The organism is Streptomyces sp. HPF1205, from assembly GCF_020400825.1.
GTDB lineage: Bacteria > Actinomycetota > Actinomycetes > Streptomycetales > Streptomycetaceae > Actinacidiphila.
Genome location: NZ_JAINVH010000005.1, coordinates 163,285 through 178,664 on the forward strand (window position 1 = coordinate 163,285; position 15,380 = coordinate 178,664).

The following is a 15,380-nucleotide window of genomic DNA, read 5'->3' on the forward strand; positions in this document are numbered from 1 at the left end:
CGACGGGGATGCTGCCGGGCGCCCGCCGCGGCCACTGGGCGGCACGGATGCCGCCGCGCGGGCGCGAAACGGCCGCATCTGCATGGTGGAGCATAGTTTTCGCAGTGCGGAACTTCAACGTTTTGTGGCACGCTGCGCCGCCGCCGCGAGGAGCCGCAGATCGGCGGGAGTGTCGATGTCGGCGGGGTCGCCCACGTCCCCGCACTCCACCAGGACCGTCTGCTCGGCGTGCTCGCGCAGATAGGTGCGCGCCCCCCGGTCCTCGCCCGCGCTGCCCGCGACCCCCGCCCAGCGGCTCGCCCCGACCAGCACCGGATGGCCGCGCCGCCCGTCGTACATCGCCGACACCAGCGCGGACACCAGGTCGTCGCCCGCGCGGGCCGCGGCAAGGACCCGCGCGACGGTCCGCGCGCCCACGCCGGGCTGGTCGACCAGGCTGATCACCGTCGCCTCCGGCCGCCGCGCGGCGCCCGCGAGCGACGCCAGCCCGGCCCGCAGCGAGGAGCCCATGCCGCTCTCCCAGCTCGGGTTGTCCACCAGCACGCAGCCCGTCAGGTCCGCCCGCGCGCGCACCTCGTCGGCCGCCGCGCCCAGCACCACGTGCACCGGACCGCAGCCCCCCGCGCGCAGCATGCGCACCGCGTGCTCGACCAGCGGGCGCCCGCCGAACGGCAGCAACGCCTTCGGCCTGCCCCCCAATCGCCGCCCCCCGCCGGCCGCCAGCAGCAGCCCGGCCACCTCGCCCTGGGTCTCCATCCCTCCTGCATACCGCGAGTGCGGCGCGGGGGGAACGACCCGGTGCGCGGCGCGCGGCCCGACCGCCGCCGGGCACTGCCGGGAGGGCGGATTCCGGTATCGTCGGGCCGTGTCGCGGCAGGCGCGGTACGGGTGGGTGCGGGCGGGGTTCCGCGGTACGGGCGTACGGCGGTTCCAGGTGACGAACGGGGACTGATGGGCGTGTCGCACACCGGTCCGGTCTCGCGGGGACCGGCTTTCGAGCCGCTCTCCGAGGGCGATCCGGCCGTGGTGTCCGGCCACCGGATCGGCGCGCGGCTCGGCGACGGCGCGCTGGGCCGCGTCTACTACGCCCACGCGCCCGGCGGTCAGCCGGTCGCGCTCACCGTCATCGGCTCCCGCTCGGCCGCGGAACCCGGCTTCGCCGCCCGCTTCCACCGGGACGCACAGGCCGCCGGGCGGGTGCGCAGCCCCTGGGCGGTGACCGTCACCGGAAGCGGCAAGGAGGGGGACCGGTTCTGGATCGCGAGCACTTACGTGCCCTCGGTCTCCCTGCGCGCCGCCGTCGCCGCCGCGGGCCCGCTGCCGACCGGCGCCGTCCTGCGGCTGGTCGCCGGGATCGCCCGCGCCCTGCGCGACATCCACCACGCCGGCGTCGTCCACGGCGACCTGCGCCCCTCCCAGGTGCTGCTCGCCGCCGACGGTCCCCGCCTGAAGGACTACGGCATCGCCCGCCCGCCGGGGACGGCCGGCGGGCTGACCACGACGGCCCCCGAGGCGCCGACGCCCGAGCCGGAGCCGCGCCCGGTGCCGGCCGACGGGACCGGGCTGGACGGCGCCGGAGCCGACGTCAGGCCCGACGCCGACGCCGGCCCCGAAGCGGACGGCAGGACCGGGGCAGGCGGCCGCGTCGTGCCCGGTGGCCGCGTCGTGCCCGGTGGCGACGCCGAACAGCCGCCCGGCTCGCCCGTCTTCCTGGCGCCGGAGCAGGCCGCGGGCCGGCCCGCCGTTCCCGCCACCGACGTCTTCGCGCTCGGGCAACTCGCCGCCTACGCCTCCATCGGCGCCGCGCCCTTCGGGGACGGCCCGGCGCACACCGTGGCGGCCCGGGTCCGGCAGGGCGAGCCGGACCTGTCGGAACTGCCCGGCGAACTGCGGGAGATCGTCACGCGCTGCCTGATCAAGGATCCCGCGCTGCGGCCCTCGCCCGCGCAGATCGTGGCCATGTGCGGCCAGGCGGCTCCCGAGTCCACGCGCCCGCGCACCGACCCGTGGCTGCCGCCGGCCCTGATGGCCGCGATCCTCGCGGCGACGCCGACCGCCACGCCTCCGCCGCCCGCCGTGCCCGCCCCGTCCGTCGCCCTCCCGCCGCCGGCCGTGCCCGCGCCGGGAGCGGCCCCCGTATCGCCGCCCGCGCCGCCCCCGCACCCGCCCGCGCCCGTATGGCACCCTCAGCACTGGCCGCGCCTGCAGCAGATGCACATGCACATCCCGCTGCCGCCGCGCCGCACCCGCAGGGCGACCGGCGCGTTCGCCGCCGTGACGGGGCTCGCGGTCGCGGTGACGGCCGGCGTGGCGCTCGCGGGCGGTTTCGACGGCGGCGGGCGGGACGCGAGCGGCGTGCGGCCGGCCACGGCGGCCGGGAGCGCCACGGTCACCGGCCCCGCGTCACCGGGCGGTTCGGCCGGCGGCACGGCGACAGGACCGGCCGCCGGGGCCGGCGGGCCGGACGGAGCCGTGACCGACATCCCGCCGACGGCCGGTGCGGTGCCTCCGGTCGGCCCCGGGAGCCCGGCCGGCGTCTCGTACCTGGGAGTCACGGTGCCCGCCGGCTACAGCGTGAGCGTCGAGCCGGACCGGCTGCACTTGCTGCTCGGCGCCCTTGACGGCACCTTCGGGTACACCGACCAGGCCGACGCCTTCGTCTCGGACGGCCACCGCGGCACGCTGTCGCTGCTGGCCCCCGGCCTGCCGGGCACACTTGCCGCGTGCCGGGACGGGGGCGGCGCGCAGGTCACCGGCGTGCCCAGGCGAGCGGTGACCGGCGGAACGCGGATGTGCGTGCGCTCGGCGGACGGTACGACCTCCTTGGTGGCGTTCCGTCAGCTCAGTCAGCCGGGGGCGCCGCACCCGTACGCGACCGTGGACGTGACGGTCTGGCGGGGCGTGGGGCGCGGGGCCGAGAGCGATCAGTGAGGGTCCTTGATCCCCCTGAGGAATCCCCCTGAAGAATCCCCAGGAAGTCGCCCCCGGCGTCGTCCCGGCACCGGATTGAGCGCAATTTTCTACGAGCCTGTGGCGCCCGCGCACGGAAGCGCGTTTACTGATCGCCCCCGGGGTCACTCGAACGATGTAGCTCCAGGGTGCGCGAATGCAGGGCGAGGCGGGAGTACGTGGTGGGGGAGACACAGGTGCTCGACGACGACCGCAGCGGTGCCGCCGCTCGGACGGCGGGGGACGCGGTGCCGAGGACGCCGGCGGCGGGAGCGCGGCTCGCGTCGGCGGTGGCCCGGCTGGAGGCCGAACTGGCGGCCTACCGGTCCCGGTTACCCGACCGCGCGGTGGCCGAGGACGAACTGGGCGCGCTTCGCCGCCTGGCGCTGGCCGCCGAGGCGTCGCACTCGCTCATCGACACCGAACGGGTGCGGCGCTCCCTGCTGCTGGTCGTCGCCGCCCTCGGCTCGGTCAGCGCGCTGGCCGAGCCGCTCGCCGCGGTGCGCGACGCGGTGGAGGTGCTGGTGCCGCTGGAGTGAGCGCGGGGGCGGACCGTCGGGCGCGGGGCCGGCGCGGCCCGCTCACGGCTCCGCCGGCCCGCTCACGGCTCCGCCGGCCCACTCACGGCTCCGCCGGCCCGCTCACGGTCCCGTCCGCGGCGCGGTCAGGGCCCTGGACAGGGCGAGGGCCACCTCCTGCAGCACCGGGACGATCGTGCCGGTGGCCGCCTCGGTGACCCGCCCCGCCGGGCCCGAGATCGAGATGGCCGCCGCCGTGGGGGAGTCCGGCACGGACACCGCCAGGCAGCGCACACCCACCTCCTGCTCGCCGTCGTCGGCCGCGTAGCCGCGGGCCCGGATCCGCGCCAGCTCCTCCAGGAGCGCGTCGGGGTCGGTGATGGTGCGCCCGGTGGCGGCCGGCATCCCGGTACGCTCCAGCAGCGCCCGTACCTCGCCCGGCGGCAGCCCGGCCAGCAGCGCCTTGCCCACACCCGTGGAGTGCGGCAGCACCCGGCGGCCGACCTCGGTGAACATCCGCATGGAGTGCCGGGAGGGCACCTGCGCCACGTACACCACGTCGTCCCCGTCGAGGAGCGCCATGTTCGCGGTCTCGCCGGTCGCGTCGACGAGCCGCGCGAGGTGCGGGCGGGCCCAGGTGCCCAGCAGCCGGGAGGCGCTCTCGCCGAGCCGGATCAGCCGGGGGCCCAGCGCGTACCGCCGGTTGGGCTGCTGTCGGACGTAGCCGCAGGACAGGAGCGTGCGCATCAGCCGGTGGATGGTCGGCACCGGCAGCCCGCTGCCGGCCGACAGCTCGCTCAGCCCCACCTCGCCGCCGGCGTCCGCCATCCGTTCCAGCAGGTCGAAGGCGCGCTCCAGTGACTGGACGCCCCCGGCTCGGTCACCGGACACCCGCGTTTCCCCCTGTCACGACCCGTCGTGCGGCCCCGCGGAACGCCACAGCCGCGGAACACGCTTTTCGCTTCGTGGAATCCTACCGCTCTTGACGCCCCGCCGGGCCCTGTCCACCATGGCCTTCAACAAGGCGTTGAACCGCGGGGACGGGCCAGGGAAGCCGGAGGGCGCGACGGTGACGGACCAGGTGCTGCGCTCGACCCGTGTCGTCACCCCCGACGGCGAGCGGCCCGCCGCGGTCGCCGTCGCCGGGGGCACGATCGAGGCGGTGCTGCCGTACGACGCGCCCGTCCCGGCCTGCGCGCGGCTGACCGACCTCGGCGAGGACGTCCTGCTGCCCGGCCTGGTCGACACCCACGTCCACGTCAACGACCCCGGGCGCGCCGAGTGGGAGGGCTTCGCCACGGCCACCGCGGCGGCGGCCGCCGGCGGCGTCACCACCCTCGTCGACATGCCGCTCAACAGCGTCCCGCCGACCACCACCACCGCCCACCTGGAGACCAAGCGGGCGGCGGCGCGCGGCCGGGTGCACACCGACGTCGGCTTCTGGGGCGGTGCGGTGCCGGGCAACCTGGAGGACCTGCGGCCGCTGCACGACGCGGGTGTCTTCGGCTTCAAGTGCTTCCTGCTGCACTCCGGGGTGGACGAGTTCCCGCACCTGACCCCAGCCGAGGTCGAGGCGGCCATGGCCGAACTCGCCGCGTTCGGCGGCCTGCTGATCGTCCACGCCGAGGACCCGGTGCTGATCGACGGCGCCCCGCGGCGCGGCGGCCCGAAGTACGCCGACTTCCTCGCCTCGCGCCCGGCCGCCGCTGAGGACACCGCCATCGCCGCCCTGATCGCCTCGGCCGCCCGGCTCGGCGCCCGGGTGCACATCCTGCACCTGTCGTCGGCGGGCGCCCTCCCGCTGATCAGGCGGGCCCGGCGGGAGGGGGTCCGCGTCACCGCCGAGACCTGCCCGCACTTCCTCACCCTCACCGCCGAGGAGATCCCGGACGGGGCCACGGAGTTCAAGTGCTGCCCGCCGATCCGGGAGGCCGCCAACCGGGAACCGCTGTGGCGGGCGCTGGCCGACGGCACCCTGCAGAGCGTGGTCTCCGACCACTCGCCGTCCACCGCCGACCTCAAGCGCAAGGACACCGGGGACTTCGCCGACGCCTGGGGCGGCATCTCGTCGCTGCAACTGGGCCTGCCCGCGGTGTGGACCGAGGCGCGCCGGCGCGGCCACACCCTGGCCGACGTGGCCCGCTGGATGTCGGCGGGACCGGCCCGGCTGGCCGGCCTGGACCGCAAGGGCGCCATCGCCGAGGGCCGGGACGCCGACTTCGCGGTGCTCGCGCCCGAGGAGACCTTCACCGTCGATCCGGCGCGGCTGCACCACCGCAATCCGCTGACGGCCTACGCGGGCCGCACCCTTCGCGGGGTGGTGCGCGCCACCTACCTGCGCGGCCGCCTGGTGGCCGAGAACGGCGTCCTGGCGCCGGAACCCGCCGGCCGGCTCCTGGAACGGCCGGCCGGCGGGAGCGGGCCGCACGGCCGGTGAGCGCTCGCGCGCCACCGCGCCGGGCGGGACTCCGGGCGTGCCCGCGGGCCCCCGAGCCGCGGGCCCGGGGCCGGATCAGGCCGCGGGCCGCACCCGGCGGCGGTGGGCGGCGGCGAGCTCCGCGTACCGGCGACCGCTGCTCTTGACGGTGCGCCTCTGGGTCCGGTAGTCCACGTGCACCAGGCCGAACCGCTTGTCGTAGCCGTACGCCCACTCGAAGTTGTCCAGCAGCGACCAGGCGAAATAGCCGGCCAGCGGCACACCCCGCGCGGCCGCCCGGGCGCACGCGGCCAGGTGCTCCTCCAGGTACCCGACCCGCTCGGGGTCGTCCACCCGGCCGTCCTCGCCCACCACGTCGTCGAACGCGGAGCCGTTCTCGGTGACCATGATGCGCCGGGCGCCGTACTCCTCGGTGAGCCGGACCAGCAGCTTCTCCAGGCCGGCCGCGTGGATCTCCCAGTCCATGGCGGTGCGCCGCACACCGGGCAGGCGGACCGCCCTGGCGTACGGGGCCGGTCCCGCCGGGTCGTCGGCGACGACCTGCCGGAAGTAGTAGTTCAGGCCCAGCCAGTCCAGCGGCGCCGCGATGGCCTCCAGGTCGCCGTCCCTGACCGGCAGGTCCACCCCGTACAGTTCCACCATGTCCTGCGGGTAGCCGCGCCCGTGGATCGGGTCCAGCCACCAGCGGTTGGTGTGCCCGTCGGCGCGCCGGGCCGCCGCGACGTCCGCCTCGCCGCCGGTGGCCGGCTCGCACGGGCTGAGGTTGTTGACGATGCCGATCCGCAGGTCGCCGTGGGCCGCGCGCAGCGCCCGCACGGCCAGCCCGTGCCCGACGTGCAGGTGGTACGAGGCCCGGACGGCGGCCGTCAGGTCGGTCCAGCCCGGCGCCATGGTGCCCTCCAGGTGGCCGATCCACGCCGAGCACAGCGGCTCGTTGAGCGTGGCCCAGTCCTTGACCCGGTCGCCCAGCGCGCCCGCCACCACGGCCGCGTACTCGCCGAACCGCTCGGCCGTCTCCCGCTCCGGCCAGCCGCCCCGGTCCTGCTGGGCCTGCGGCAGGTCCCAGTGGTAGAGCGTCGCGTTGGGGGTGATGCCCGCCTCCAGCAGGGCGTCGACCAGGCGGTCGTAGAAGGCCAGCCCGGCCGCGTTCACCGCGCCTGAGCCTTCGGGGAGGATCCGCGGCCAGGCGACGGAGAAGCGGTAGGCGTCCAGGCCCAGGGCCTTCATCAGCTCCAGGTCCTCGGGCCAGCGGTGGTAGTGGTCGCAGGCGACGTCACCGGTGTCGCCGCCCGCGACCTTGCCGGGGGTGTGGGAGAAGGTGTCCCAGATGGACGGGGCCCGGCCGTCCTCGTCCACCGCGCCCTCGATCTGGTAGGCGGCGGTGGCCGCGCCCCAGACGAAATCGGCGGGCAGCGCGCTCAGGTCGTTCACAAGTCGCCTTTCGGTGGGGTCACTTGACGGCGCCGGCGGTCAGCCCGGCGACGAGGTAACGCTGGAGGAGCAGGAATCCGGCGACCACCGGCACGCTCACCACGAGCGAGGCGGCCATGACCTGGTTCCAGTACACGTCGTTCTGGGTGGCGTACTCCCGCAGGCCCACCGCCAGGGTGCGGCTGCCGGAGTTCGTCATGACGGAGGCGAAGAGCACCTCGCCCCAGGCGGTCATGAAGGCGTACACGCACACGGCGACGATGCCCGGGACGGCCGCCGGCACCACGACCCGCAGCAGCGCGCCCAACGGACCGCAGCCGTCCACCTTCGCGGCCTCGTCGAGGTCGCGCGGGATCGAGTCGAAGTAGCCGGCCAGCATCCAGATGGAGAAGGGCAGCGAGAAGGTGAGGTAGGTGATGATCAGGCCCAGCCGGCTGCCGTTGAGGGTGATCCCGGTGCTGTTGCCGATGTTGACGAAGATCAGGTACAGCGGCAGCAGGAACAGGATGCCGGGGAACATCTGGGTCGACAGCACCGTCACCGTGAAGACCTTGCGGCCCGGGAAGCGGTACCTGCTGACCGCGTAGGCGGCGAAGACCGCCACCGCCACCGAGAACACCGTGGCGGTCACCGACACGATCAGCGAGTTCATGAAGTAGTGCGCCAGCGGGACGGTCCGCCAGATGTCGACGTACGGCCGGACGGTGAGGCGGTGCGGTACCCACTGGAAGGACCCCTGCACGTCGGACAGGCTCTTCAGGGAGGAGCTGAGCATCACGTAGACCGGCGTGAGCGCGAAGACCAGAAGCAGCGTCAGCACGATCCGCCGGGTCCACAGGAAGGACGCCGGCTTCGCCATGGGCGAGCGCCGCTCGGTGGACCTAGGCATCGGCATCTCCCCGCCTCATCGAGGTCAGCAGCAGGTAGACCGCCGTCACCACCAGCAGGAACAGCAGCAGGAGCACGGACATCGCCGACCCCGAGCCGAAGTTCCAGGTGACGAACGACGACTGGTAGATGTGAATGGAGATCAGGTCAGCCTGGCGCGGCGGCGACTGGCCGAACATCACGTACGGCGTGTTGAAGTCGTTGAACGTCCACAGGAACAGCACCAGCACGAGCACCTGGTTCACCGGCCGCAGCGCCGGCAGGGTGATCCTCCTGAGCTGCTGCCAGACGCCGGCGCCGTCCATGGCGGCGGCCTCGTACAGCTCGCGCGGGATGTTCTGCAGTCCGGCCATCAGCGACAGGAAGGCGAACGGCCAGGACTTCCAGACCGATACGATCACCATGGCCCAGAAGCTGTTGTCGCCGATCAGCCAGAACGACTTGCCCGAGGTGACGTGCAACTGGTCGTGCAGGACGTGGTTCACCAGGCCGGTGTCCTGCTGGAACATGAACACCCAGGTGATCAGCGCCGCGTAGGCGGGCAGCGCGTACGGCACCAGGAAGACCGCCCGCAGGACGCCGCGGCCGCGGAAGTCGTCCTGCAGCAGGACCGCCGCGGCGATCCCCAGCAGCCAGGAGAGGGCGACCGACAGCAGGGAGTAGGCCAGGGTCACCCAGAACGAGTGCAGCAGCGCCTGGCCGATCGGCTGGTGGAACCGCACCGCGGCGCGGTAGTTGCCCAGGCCGGCCCAGGGGGCGCCGCTCCAGCGGCGGATCCAGAACAGCGTGAGGTTCTTGAAGCTGATGACGACGCCGAAGACCATCGGCACGATGTGGATCAGCGACTCCGCCAGCAGGGCGGGCAGCAGGAGAAGATACGGCAGGCCGCCTTTGCGGACGCGTTCGACGAGACGCGGCCGGAGCCGGCGCCCGGCGGCGGCGGTGCCGCGGCCGGGGCCGGCTTCGGGTGTGCGCCTGGGAGGGGCGGTGGCAGTCATGGGAAGGGGCCGTTCCTCAGGACGGGGGCATTTGCTGCTGCGCCTTGTCCAGCGCGGCCTTGACGGTGTCGTCCGTGACGTCCTTGCCCGCCGCCGCGTCGGCGAACAGACCCTTGACGGCAGGGCCGACGAGGTTCTCGAACTGGCTCTCGTCGGCCACCTGCGGCAGCGGCGCGGCCGAGGTGGTCAGCACCTTCGCCAGCACCTTCAGGTCCGGCGTCTGGAACGCGGGGTCGGACTGCGCCTCCCGGACCGGCGGGATGGAGCCGTACTTCCCGTTGAGGATCTTCTGCTCGGGCGTGCTGGTGAGGAACTTCACGAGCTGGACGGCGGCGTCCTTGTGCTTGGTGCCGTTGAAGACACCGACATTGATACCGGCCACCATCGACGTCACGGCGGCGTCCCCGGTCGGGTTCGCGACCAGCGTCGGCACCGGCACCACGCCGTACTGGTCCTGCGTCATCCCGTGCGCCTTGATGGAGCTCGCGGCGGACTGCCACATCATCATCGCGGCCTTGCCGGTCGCGAAGTCGGTGATGGTCTGGTTCTGCTGGTACTCCGCGTCGCCCTTGGCGGCGATCCCGTCCTTGGCGATGAAGTCGACGTAACTCTTGACCGCGGCCACGTTCGCCGGTGTGTCGAAGGTCGGCCTGCCCGAGGCGTCGAACCAGCCGGAGCCGCGCTGCTTGGCCAGCACGAAGGCGTGGTGGATGTTCTCCGCGCCGTTGCTGCCCTCGACCGCGAGGCCGTAGTGGCCGTCCTTGGTCAGCTTCTTGCCGTCGGCGACCAGCTCGTCCCATGTCTTCGGCGGGTTCGCGATCCCGGCGTCCGCGAACATCTTCTTGTTGTAGTAGAGGCCGTAGGCCATCGAGTACAGCGGGACAGCGGCGGGGTCCTTGCCGGCCGCGCCCGCGGCGGCGATCGCGGCCGGGGCGAACCTGTCCTTGCCGCCGATCCGGCCGAAAGCGGCGTCGTCCCACGGCATGAGCGCCCCGGTGGCCTGGAGGGAGGCCGACCAGGTGTTGCCGATGTTGAGCACGTCGGGGCCCTGGCCGGAGGTGGCGGCCGCCAGGATCCGGTTGAGCAGGTCGGCCCAGCCGATCACCTCCAGCTTGACCTTGATCCCGGTCGCCCGGGTGAACTTGTCCAGTTCCGGGGTGAGCACCTGCTTGTCGTTGTCCAGGCTGGTGCCCTGGTTCGACGCCCAGTACGTGATGGTGGTGCCCTTGGCACCGCTGCCGCCGCCGCTGTTGTCGCTGCCACTGCCGCCGCCGCAGCCGGCGACCGTCAGACCGAGCGCGGCCACGAGGGCGGTGGCCGCGAGAAGTCTGCTGGATGTGGAATTGCGCATGCCGGTTCCCTCTCAGGGGTGGGATCAACTGGGACCGCTGTGGTGTGCCGCCTCGCCTGGGGACGCTTCAGGAAGTGAACAGGCGACCGCGCTTAATTCAGGCCGTGATTTAACTTGTGAGAAAAGGTGGCGTCAAGACCTTGCGCAGCGCTAGATTCGCCGCGGGCGGACCAAGAGGGAGCAACGATGGCTGAGCGGGTCAAGCGGACCGTGCGTGACCTGCGGCGCGGCAACCGCGCCTCGCTTCTGCGGCACTTGTATTTCGAGGGCCCGCTCAGCCGTCAGGAGCTGGGCCGGGACACCGGGTTGAGCGCCGGGTCGATCAGCAACGTGGTCGGCGAGCTCATCGCCGACGGCATGGTCGAGGAGGCCGGCGCGGTCGAGTCCGACGGCGGCCGCCCGCGCATCCTGCTCCGGGTCGCGGCCCGTCACGGGTACGTGATCGGGGTCGACGTCGGCGAGACCCGGGTGCGGGTCGAGCTGTTCGACCTGGCCCTGGCCGAGCGCGCCTCGGCCGACCTGCCGCTGTCCGACAGCGGCCACGACGTCGACCACGTGGTCCGCCTCGCCCTCGACGGCATCGGCTCGGTGGTCCGCGAGGCCGGCGTCGACGAGAGCGAGGTGCTGGGCGTCGGCATCGGCGTGCCCGGCATCGTGGAGCAGGGCGACCCGGAGGAGTCCGCCCCCGGCCGGGGCGACGGCGTGGTCGTGCACGGCCAGACCATCGGCTGGGACGCGGTGCCGCTCGGCCGCCTGCTGCGGGCCGGCACCTGCCTGCCGCTGTACATCGACAACGGCGCCAAGACCCTCGGCCAGGCCGAGATGTGGTTCGGCGGCGGCCGCGGCGCCCGCAACGTCGTCATCGCCCTCCTCGGCTCCGGTGTCGGCGCGGCCGTGGTCGCCGACGGGCAGCCGTACCGCGGCTCCACCAGCAGCGCCGGCGAGTGGGGGCACACCACCTTGGCGGTCGGCGGCCGGCTGTGCCGCTGCGGGTCGCGCGGCTGCCTGGAGGCGTACGTCGGCGCCGAGGCGCTGCTGGACCGCTGGGACGGCGCGCCCGAGGGGGCCAGCGAGGAGTCCGCGCTGGCCGCGCTGCTCGCCGCGGCCGACGACGACCCCGCCGCCCGTGACCTGCTCGCCGAGGCCGCGCGGTTCCTGGGTGCGGGCATCGCCGACCTGATCAACCTGTTCAACCCGCAGCGCATCGTGATCGGCGGCTGGGCGGGACTGCTGCTGGGCCCCCGCCTGCTGCCGGAGGTCCGCCGGGTCGCCGCCGAGTACGCGCTGCGCCACCCCTGCGCCCAGACCTCCATCGAACTGGGCCGGCTCGGCGCCGACGCGGTCACCGTGGGCGCCGCCACCCTCCCGCTGGCCCACTTCCTGGACACGGGCGGCGAGCGCGCGCCACGGGTGCCGGCCCCCGCGCCCGATGGTGACGTTCCCGACAATCCGGACGGCCTGCGGAACCGGATCGCCCGAACGGTACGTTGACGGGGCGGTGCGTGGCCCGGCCCGGGCCGCGTACCGTCTTTCGTACCCGAGCGCTCGACGCTCCGAGAGCACGACCTTCCGAGGAGTCCCGCGGTGACCCTGCAGCAGCAGATCGTCGGCAACGCCATGCAGATGGCCGTCTGTACCCTCCAGCCGGGCCAGACGGTGTACTGCGAGGCCGGCAAGTTCCTGTTCAAGACCTCGAACGTGACCATGGAGACCCGGCTCGGCGGCGCCCCCCGCTCCGGCGGTGTCGGCCAGCAGGGCGGCGGCGCGGGCGGGGGCATGGGCGGCTTCCTGCGCCAGGCGATGGGCACCGCGATGCAGGTCGGCCAGCGCGCCCTGGCCGGCGAGTCGCTGGCCTTCCAGTACTTCACCTGCACCGGCGGCGAGGGCACGGTCGGCTTCGCCGGGGTGCTGCCCGGCGAGATGCGTGCCCTGGAACTGACCGGATCGCGTGCCTGGTTCGCCGAGAAGGACGCCTTCGTCGCGGCGGAGGACACCGTGCAGTTCGGCATCGCCTTCGCCGGCGGCCGGCAGGGCATGAGCGGCGGCGAGGGCTTCATCCTGGAGAAGTTCACCGGCCACGGCACCGTGATCATCGCCGGCGCGGGCAACTTCATCGACCTCAACCCGGCGGAGTTCGGCGGCCGGATCGAGGTCGACACCGGCTGCATCGTGGCTTTCGAGGAGGGCATCCAGTACGGCGTGCAGCGCATCGGCGGTCTCAACCGCCAGGGCATCATGAACGCCGTCTTCGGCGGCGAGGGCCTGTCGCTGGCCACCCTGGAGGGCAACGGACAGGTGATCCTGCAGTCGATGACCATCGAGGGTCTGTCCAACGCGCTCCAGAAGCACCAGGGCGGCGACAAACAAGGCCCGACCGGTGGCCTGTTCTCCTCCGGCATGGGGTAAGGATGCTCCAGCCCGGGGCGGACCCGGGCCGGCGGTTCCCCCGCGCCTCCCACGCCACGGGACTCATGCTCCTCTCATGTCACGGTGCGGTGACAGCTCCGGCGTACCGGACCGTTACCGCCTGGCACCGCGGGTAGCGTGCTGATCCCGTGCACCGTTGATCGCATCGGCGGGCGGCGCACGACCCGCGCGCAGGACCGACCGGAAGGTGGGCGCACCGCCGTGTACCGCTGGGAGATCACCCGGGCCGCACTGGCCCAGCGGGTATTCGCCACCATCCGCACGCAGAGCTACGACCAGGCGGCGGCCACCGCCGACACCCTGCTGTCGGCCGGGCTGACCACCCTGGAGATCTCGCTCACCACGCCGTTCGCCCTGGAGGCGGTCACCACCCTGGTCCGCGAGGTGGGCGACGACGCGGTGATCGGCGCCGGAACCGTACTCGACGGCGTCTCCGCGCGGCTGGCCATCGAGGCCGGGGCGCGGTTCCTGCTCTCGCCCAATCTCGACGAGCAGGTGCTGCGCACCGGCCACCGCTACGGCGTCCCCGTCTTCCCCGGCGTCGCCACCCCGACCGAGGCCGTGCGCGCCATGGAGCTGGGGGCGGACGCGCTGACCCTCTACCCGGCCACCGCGTACACCCCCGGCTGGGTCGCCGACGTCAAGGCGATAATCCCGCAGGCCGCGATGCTGCCCATGGGCGGCATCACGCTGTCCGCCGCAGCCGACTGGGTCGCCGCGGGCGCCGTCGCGGTGGGCATGGGCTCCGCGCTCACCGACGGCGACCGGGAAACCGTCACCAAGCGGCTCACCGAACTCCTGGACCGGCTTGCGGACAGCGACTGAACGCGCAGCGGCCGGACGGCCGGACGGGCCCGGGGCGTCGGCCCGCCGTGAAGCCCCGGCATCCACCGGCCGCCGGTGGCCGTCCGGCCGGTCCGGCGCGTGGTCGGCGCGTGTCGGCGCGGGTCCGGGCGCCCAATAGACTGCGGGCCGGGGGATCGCACCCTCGCAGCCCCCCGAAGTCCCCCCAAGTCCCCTCGAAGTCCCCTCGAAGACCCCGCGGAGGAACCGTGATCGTGGCCGTCCCCGGCTCGAAGTCCGTGACAGCCCGAGCGCTCTTCCTCGCGGCGGCCGCCAAGGGCACCACCGTTCTGCGCGACCCCCTGCTCTCGGACGACACCGACGGCTTCGCGCAGGCCCTGCACACCCTCGGCTACACCGTCGAGCGGACCGCGGACACCTGGACGATCGAGGGCCGCCCCGAAGGGCCCGCGCACCGCCACGCCGAGGTCTACTGCCGCGACGCCGCCACCGCCGCCCGCTTCCTGCCCGCCCTGGCCGCCGCCGGCACCGGCACCTTCCGCTTCGACGCCTCGGAGCAGATGCGCGCCCGCCCGGTCGGCCCGCTCGGCGAGGCGCTGCGCGCGCTGGGCGTCGACCTGACCTACGAGGGTGCGCCGGGCCACCTGCCCCTGACGGTCCGGGCGAACCGCATCCAAGGCGGCGCGATCGACCTCGACGCGGGCCTGTCCTCGCAGTTCCTCACCGCGCTGCTGCTGGCCGGCCCGCTGACCGCCGAGGGCCTGCGGATCCGCGTCACGGGCATCGTCTCCGTGCCCTACGTCGAGATCACCCTCGCGATGATGCGCCGCTTCGGGGCGCAGGTGTTCCGCGACGGCGACACCTTCACCGTGCCGCCGGGCGGCTACACCGCCACCGACTACCCGATCGAACCCGACGCCTCCACCGCGAGCTACTTCTTCGCCGCGGCCGCCCTCACCGGGCGCACCGCCACCGTCCCGGGCCTGGGCGCGGGGGCGTTGCAGGGCGACCTCGCGTTCGTCGACGTGCTGCGCCGCATGGGCGCCGAGGTGACGACGACCGGGGAGTCCACCACGGTGACCGGCACCGGCCGCCTGTCGGGCGTCACCGTGAACATGCGCGACATCTCCGACACGATGCCGACGCTGGCGGCCATCGCCCCCTTCGCCGACGGCCCCGTCCGCATCGAGGACGTCTACAACACCCGCGTCAAGGAGTGCGACCGCCTGGAGGCATGCGCGGCGAACCTCCGCCGCCAGGGCATCCGTGTCGAGACCGGCCGCGACTGGATCGAGGTCCACCCCGGCACCCCGGCCCCCGTGGAGATCGCCTGCCACCGCGACCACCGCATCGCGATGAGCTTCTCCGTCGCCGCCCTGCGCACTCCGGGGACGACCCTGGACGACCCGTCGTGCGTCAAGAAGACCTTCCCCGGCTTCCACGAGTTCTTCGCCGGCGTACGGGCGCGCTGGGGGGTCTGACCGGGTGAGCCGCGGCGCGCGACGGAGTGACATCGGGCGCGCCGCATCGTTTCGCCCGGTTCGTCCGGTCCTAGGGTGACGCCCGTTCACCTTCCC

13 protein-coding genes are annotated in these 15,380 nt (G+C 74.0%); 7 read left to right on the forward strand and 6 right to left on the reverse strand.

What is annotated here, in order from left to right; all coding sequences use genetic code 11:
- Window positions 1-114 precede the first annotated feature (114 nt).
- Complete coding sequence (locus K7G61_RS08080) at window positions 115-756, reverse strand: NTP transferase domain-containing protein (protein WP_225845991.1); 642 nt, start codon at window positions 754-756, stop codon at window positions 115-117.
- A gap of 201 nt (window positions 757-957) precedes the next feature.
- Here K7G61_RS08080 and K7G61_RS36360 point away from each other — a divergent pair, with 201 nt between their 5' ends.
- Both K7G61_RS36360 and K7G61_RS08090 read left to right on the forward strand, forming a co-directional pair.
- Window positions 958-2,931, forward strand: coding sequence for a serine/threonine-protein kinase (locus tag K7G61_RS36360; RefSeq protein ID WP_308190604.1), 1,974 nt, complete (start codon window positions 958-960; stop codon window positions 2,929-2,931).
- A gap of 200 nt (window positions 2,932-3,131) precedes the next feature.
- Window positions 3,132-3,488 carry a DUF5955 family protein gene (locus K7G61_RS08090; RefSeq protein WP_225845992.1) on the forward strand — a complete coding sequence of 119 codons (357 nt, stop codon included), beginning with the start codon at window positions 3,132-3,134 and terminating at the stop codon, window positions 3,486-3,488.
- A gap of 102 nt (window positions 3,489-3,590) precedes the next feature.
- Here the strand turns inward: K7G61_RS08090 and K7G61_RS08095 are convergent, their stop codons facing one another.
- Window positions 3,591-4,358, reverse strand: a complete 768-nt coding sequence (locus K7G61_RS08095) for an IclR family transcriptional regulator (RefSeq protein ID WP_225845993.1) — start codon at window positions 4,356-4,358, stop codon at window positions 3,591-3,593.
- Between the two features lie 91 nt (window positions 4,359-4,449).
- On the opposite strand from K7G61_RS08095, the gene allB reads away from it, so the two are divergent.
- Window positions 4,450-5,904, forward strand: a complete 1,455-nt coding sequence (gene allB / locus K7G61_RS08100) for an allantoinase AllB (RefSeq protein WP_374204086.1) — start codon at window positions 4,450-4,452, stop codon at window positions 5,902-5,904.
- Window positions 5,905-5,979: 75 nt separating this feature from the next.
- On the opposite strand, the gene K7G61_RS08105 is transcribed toward allB, so the two are convergent.
- From K7G61_RS08105 to K7G61_RS08120, 4 genes are read right to left on the reverse strand one after another with little or no spacing between them, the layout of a single operon-like run.
- On the reverse strand, window positions 5,980-7,335 hold the full coding sequence (locus K7G61_RS08105) for a GH1 family beta-glucosidase (RefSeq protein ID WP_225845994.1): 1,356 nt from the start codon (window positions 7,333-7,335) through the stop codon (window positions 5,980-5,982).
- A 19-nt stretch (window positions 7,336-7,354) separates the two neighbouring features.
- Complete coding sequence (locus K7G61_RS08110; RefSeq protein WP_225845995.1) at window positions 7,355-8,224, reverse strand: carbohydrate ABC transporter permease; 870 nt, start codon at window positions 8,222-8,224, stop codon at window positions 7,355-7,357.
- Window positions 8,217-9,221: a carbohydrate ABC transporter permease gene (locus K7G61_RS08115; protein ID WP_225845996.1), complete on the reverse strand. Its 1,005-nt coding sequence runs from the start codon at window positions 9,219-9,221 to the stop codon at window positions 8,217-8,219. Before K7G61_RS08115 ends, K7G61_RS08110 begins: the two co-directional genes overlap by 8 nt.
- Window positions 9,222-9,237: 16 nt before the next feature.
- Window positions 9,238-10,572, reverse strand: a complete 1,335-nt coding sequence (locus tag K7G61_RS08120; protein WP_225845997.1) for a sugar ABC transporter substrate-binding protein — start codon at window positions 10,570-10,572, stop codon at window positions 9,238-9,240.
- A gap of 186 nt (window positions 10,573-10,758) precedes the next feature.
- Between K7G61_RS08120 and K7G61_RS08125 the strand changes: the two genes are divergently transcribed.
- The 4 genes from K7G61_RS08125 to aroA all read left to right on the forward strand — a co-directional run bounded on the left by K7G61_RS08125 (window position 10,759) and on the right by aroA (window position 15,284).
- Window positions 10,759-12,063 (forward strand): ROK family transcriptional regulator, encoded by a 1,305-nt coding sequence (locus K7G61_RS08125; RefSeq protein WP_225845998.1) that lies wholly within the window; start codon window positions 10,759-10,761, stop codon window positions 12,061-12,063.
- Window positions 12,064-12,156: 93 nt separating this feature from the next.
- Window positions 12,157-12,978: an AIM24 family protein gene (locus tag K7G61_RS08130; protein ID WP_225845999.1), complete on the forward strand. Its 822-nt coding sequence runs from the start codon at window positions 12,157-12,159 to the stop codon at window positions 12,976-12,978.
- A 222-nt stretch (window positions 12,979-13,200) separates the two neighbouring features.
- A complete protein-coding gene (locus tag K7G61_RS08135) occupies window positions 13,201-13,824 on the forward strand; it encodes a bifunctional 4-hydroxy-2-oxoglutarate aldolase/2-dehydro-3-deoxy-phosphogluconate aldolase (protein WP_225846000.1) in 624 nt (207 codons plus the stop codon).
- Window positions 13,825-14,051: 227 nt separating this feature from the next.
- Window positions 14,052-15,284: a 3-phosphoshikimate 1-carboxyvinyltransferase gene (gene aroA, locus K7G61_RS08140; RefSeq protein ID WP_225846001.1), complete on the forward strand. Its 1,233-nt coding sequence runs from the start codon at window positions 14,052-14,054 to the stop codon at window positions 15,282-15,284.
- The last annotated feature ends 96 nt before the right edge of the window (window positions 15,285-15,380 follow it).

What these genes read in the sequence shown, in the direction of transcription:
- K7G61_RS08080 (WP_225845991.1), bottom strand. Translation starts at nt 756, where the DNA reads ATGGAGACCCAGGGCGAGGTGGCCGGGCTGCTGCTGGCGGCCGGCGGG.
- K7G61_RS08110 (WP_225845995.1), bottom strand. Translation starts at nt 8,224, where the DNA reads ATGCCTAGGTCCACCGAGCGGCGCTCGCCCATGGCGAAGCCGGCGTCC.
- K7G61_RS08115 (WP_225845996.1), bottom strand. Translation starts at nt 9,221, where the DNA reads ATGACTGCCACCGCCCCTCCCAGGCGCACACCCGAAGCCGGCCCCGGC.
- K7G61_RS08120 (WP_225845997.1), bottom strand. Translation starts at nt 10,572, where the DNA reads ATGCGCAATTCCACATCCAGCAGACTTCTCGCGGCCACCGCCCTCGTG.
- K7G61_RS08125 (WP_225845998.1), top strand. Translation starts at nt 10,759, where the DNA reads ATGGCTGAGCGGGTCAAGCGGACCGTGCGTGACCTGCGGCGCGGCAAC.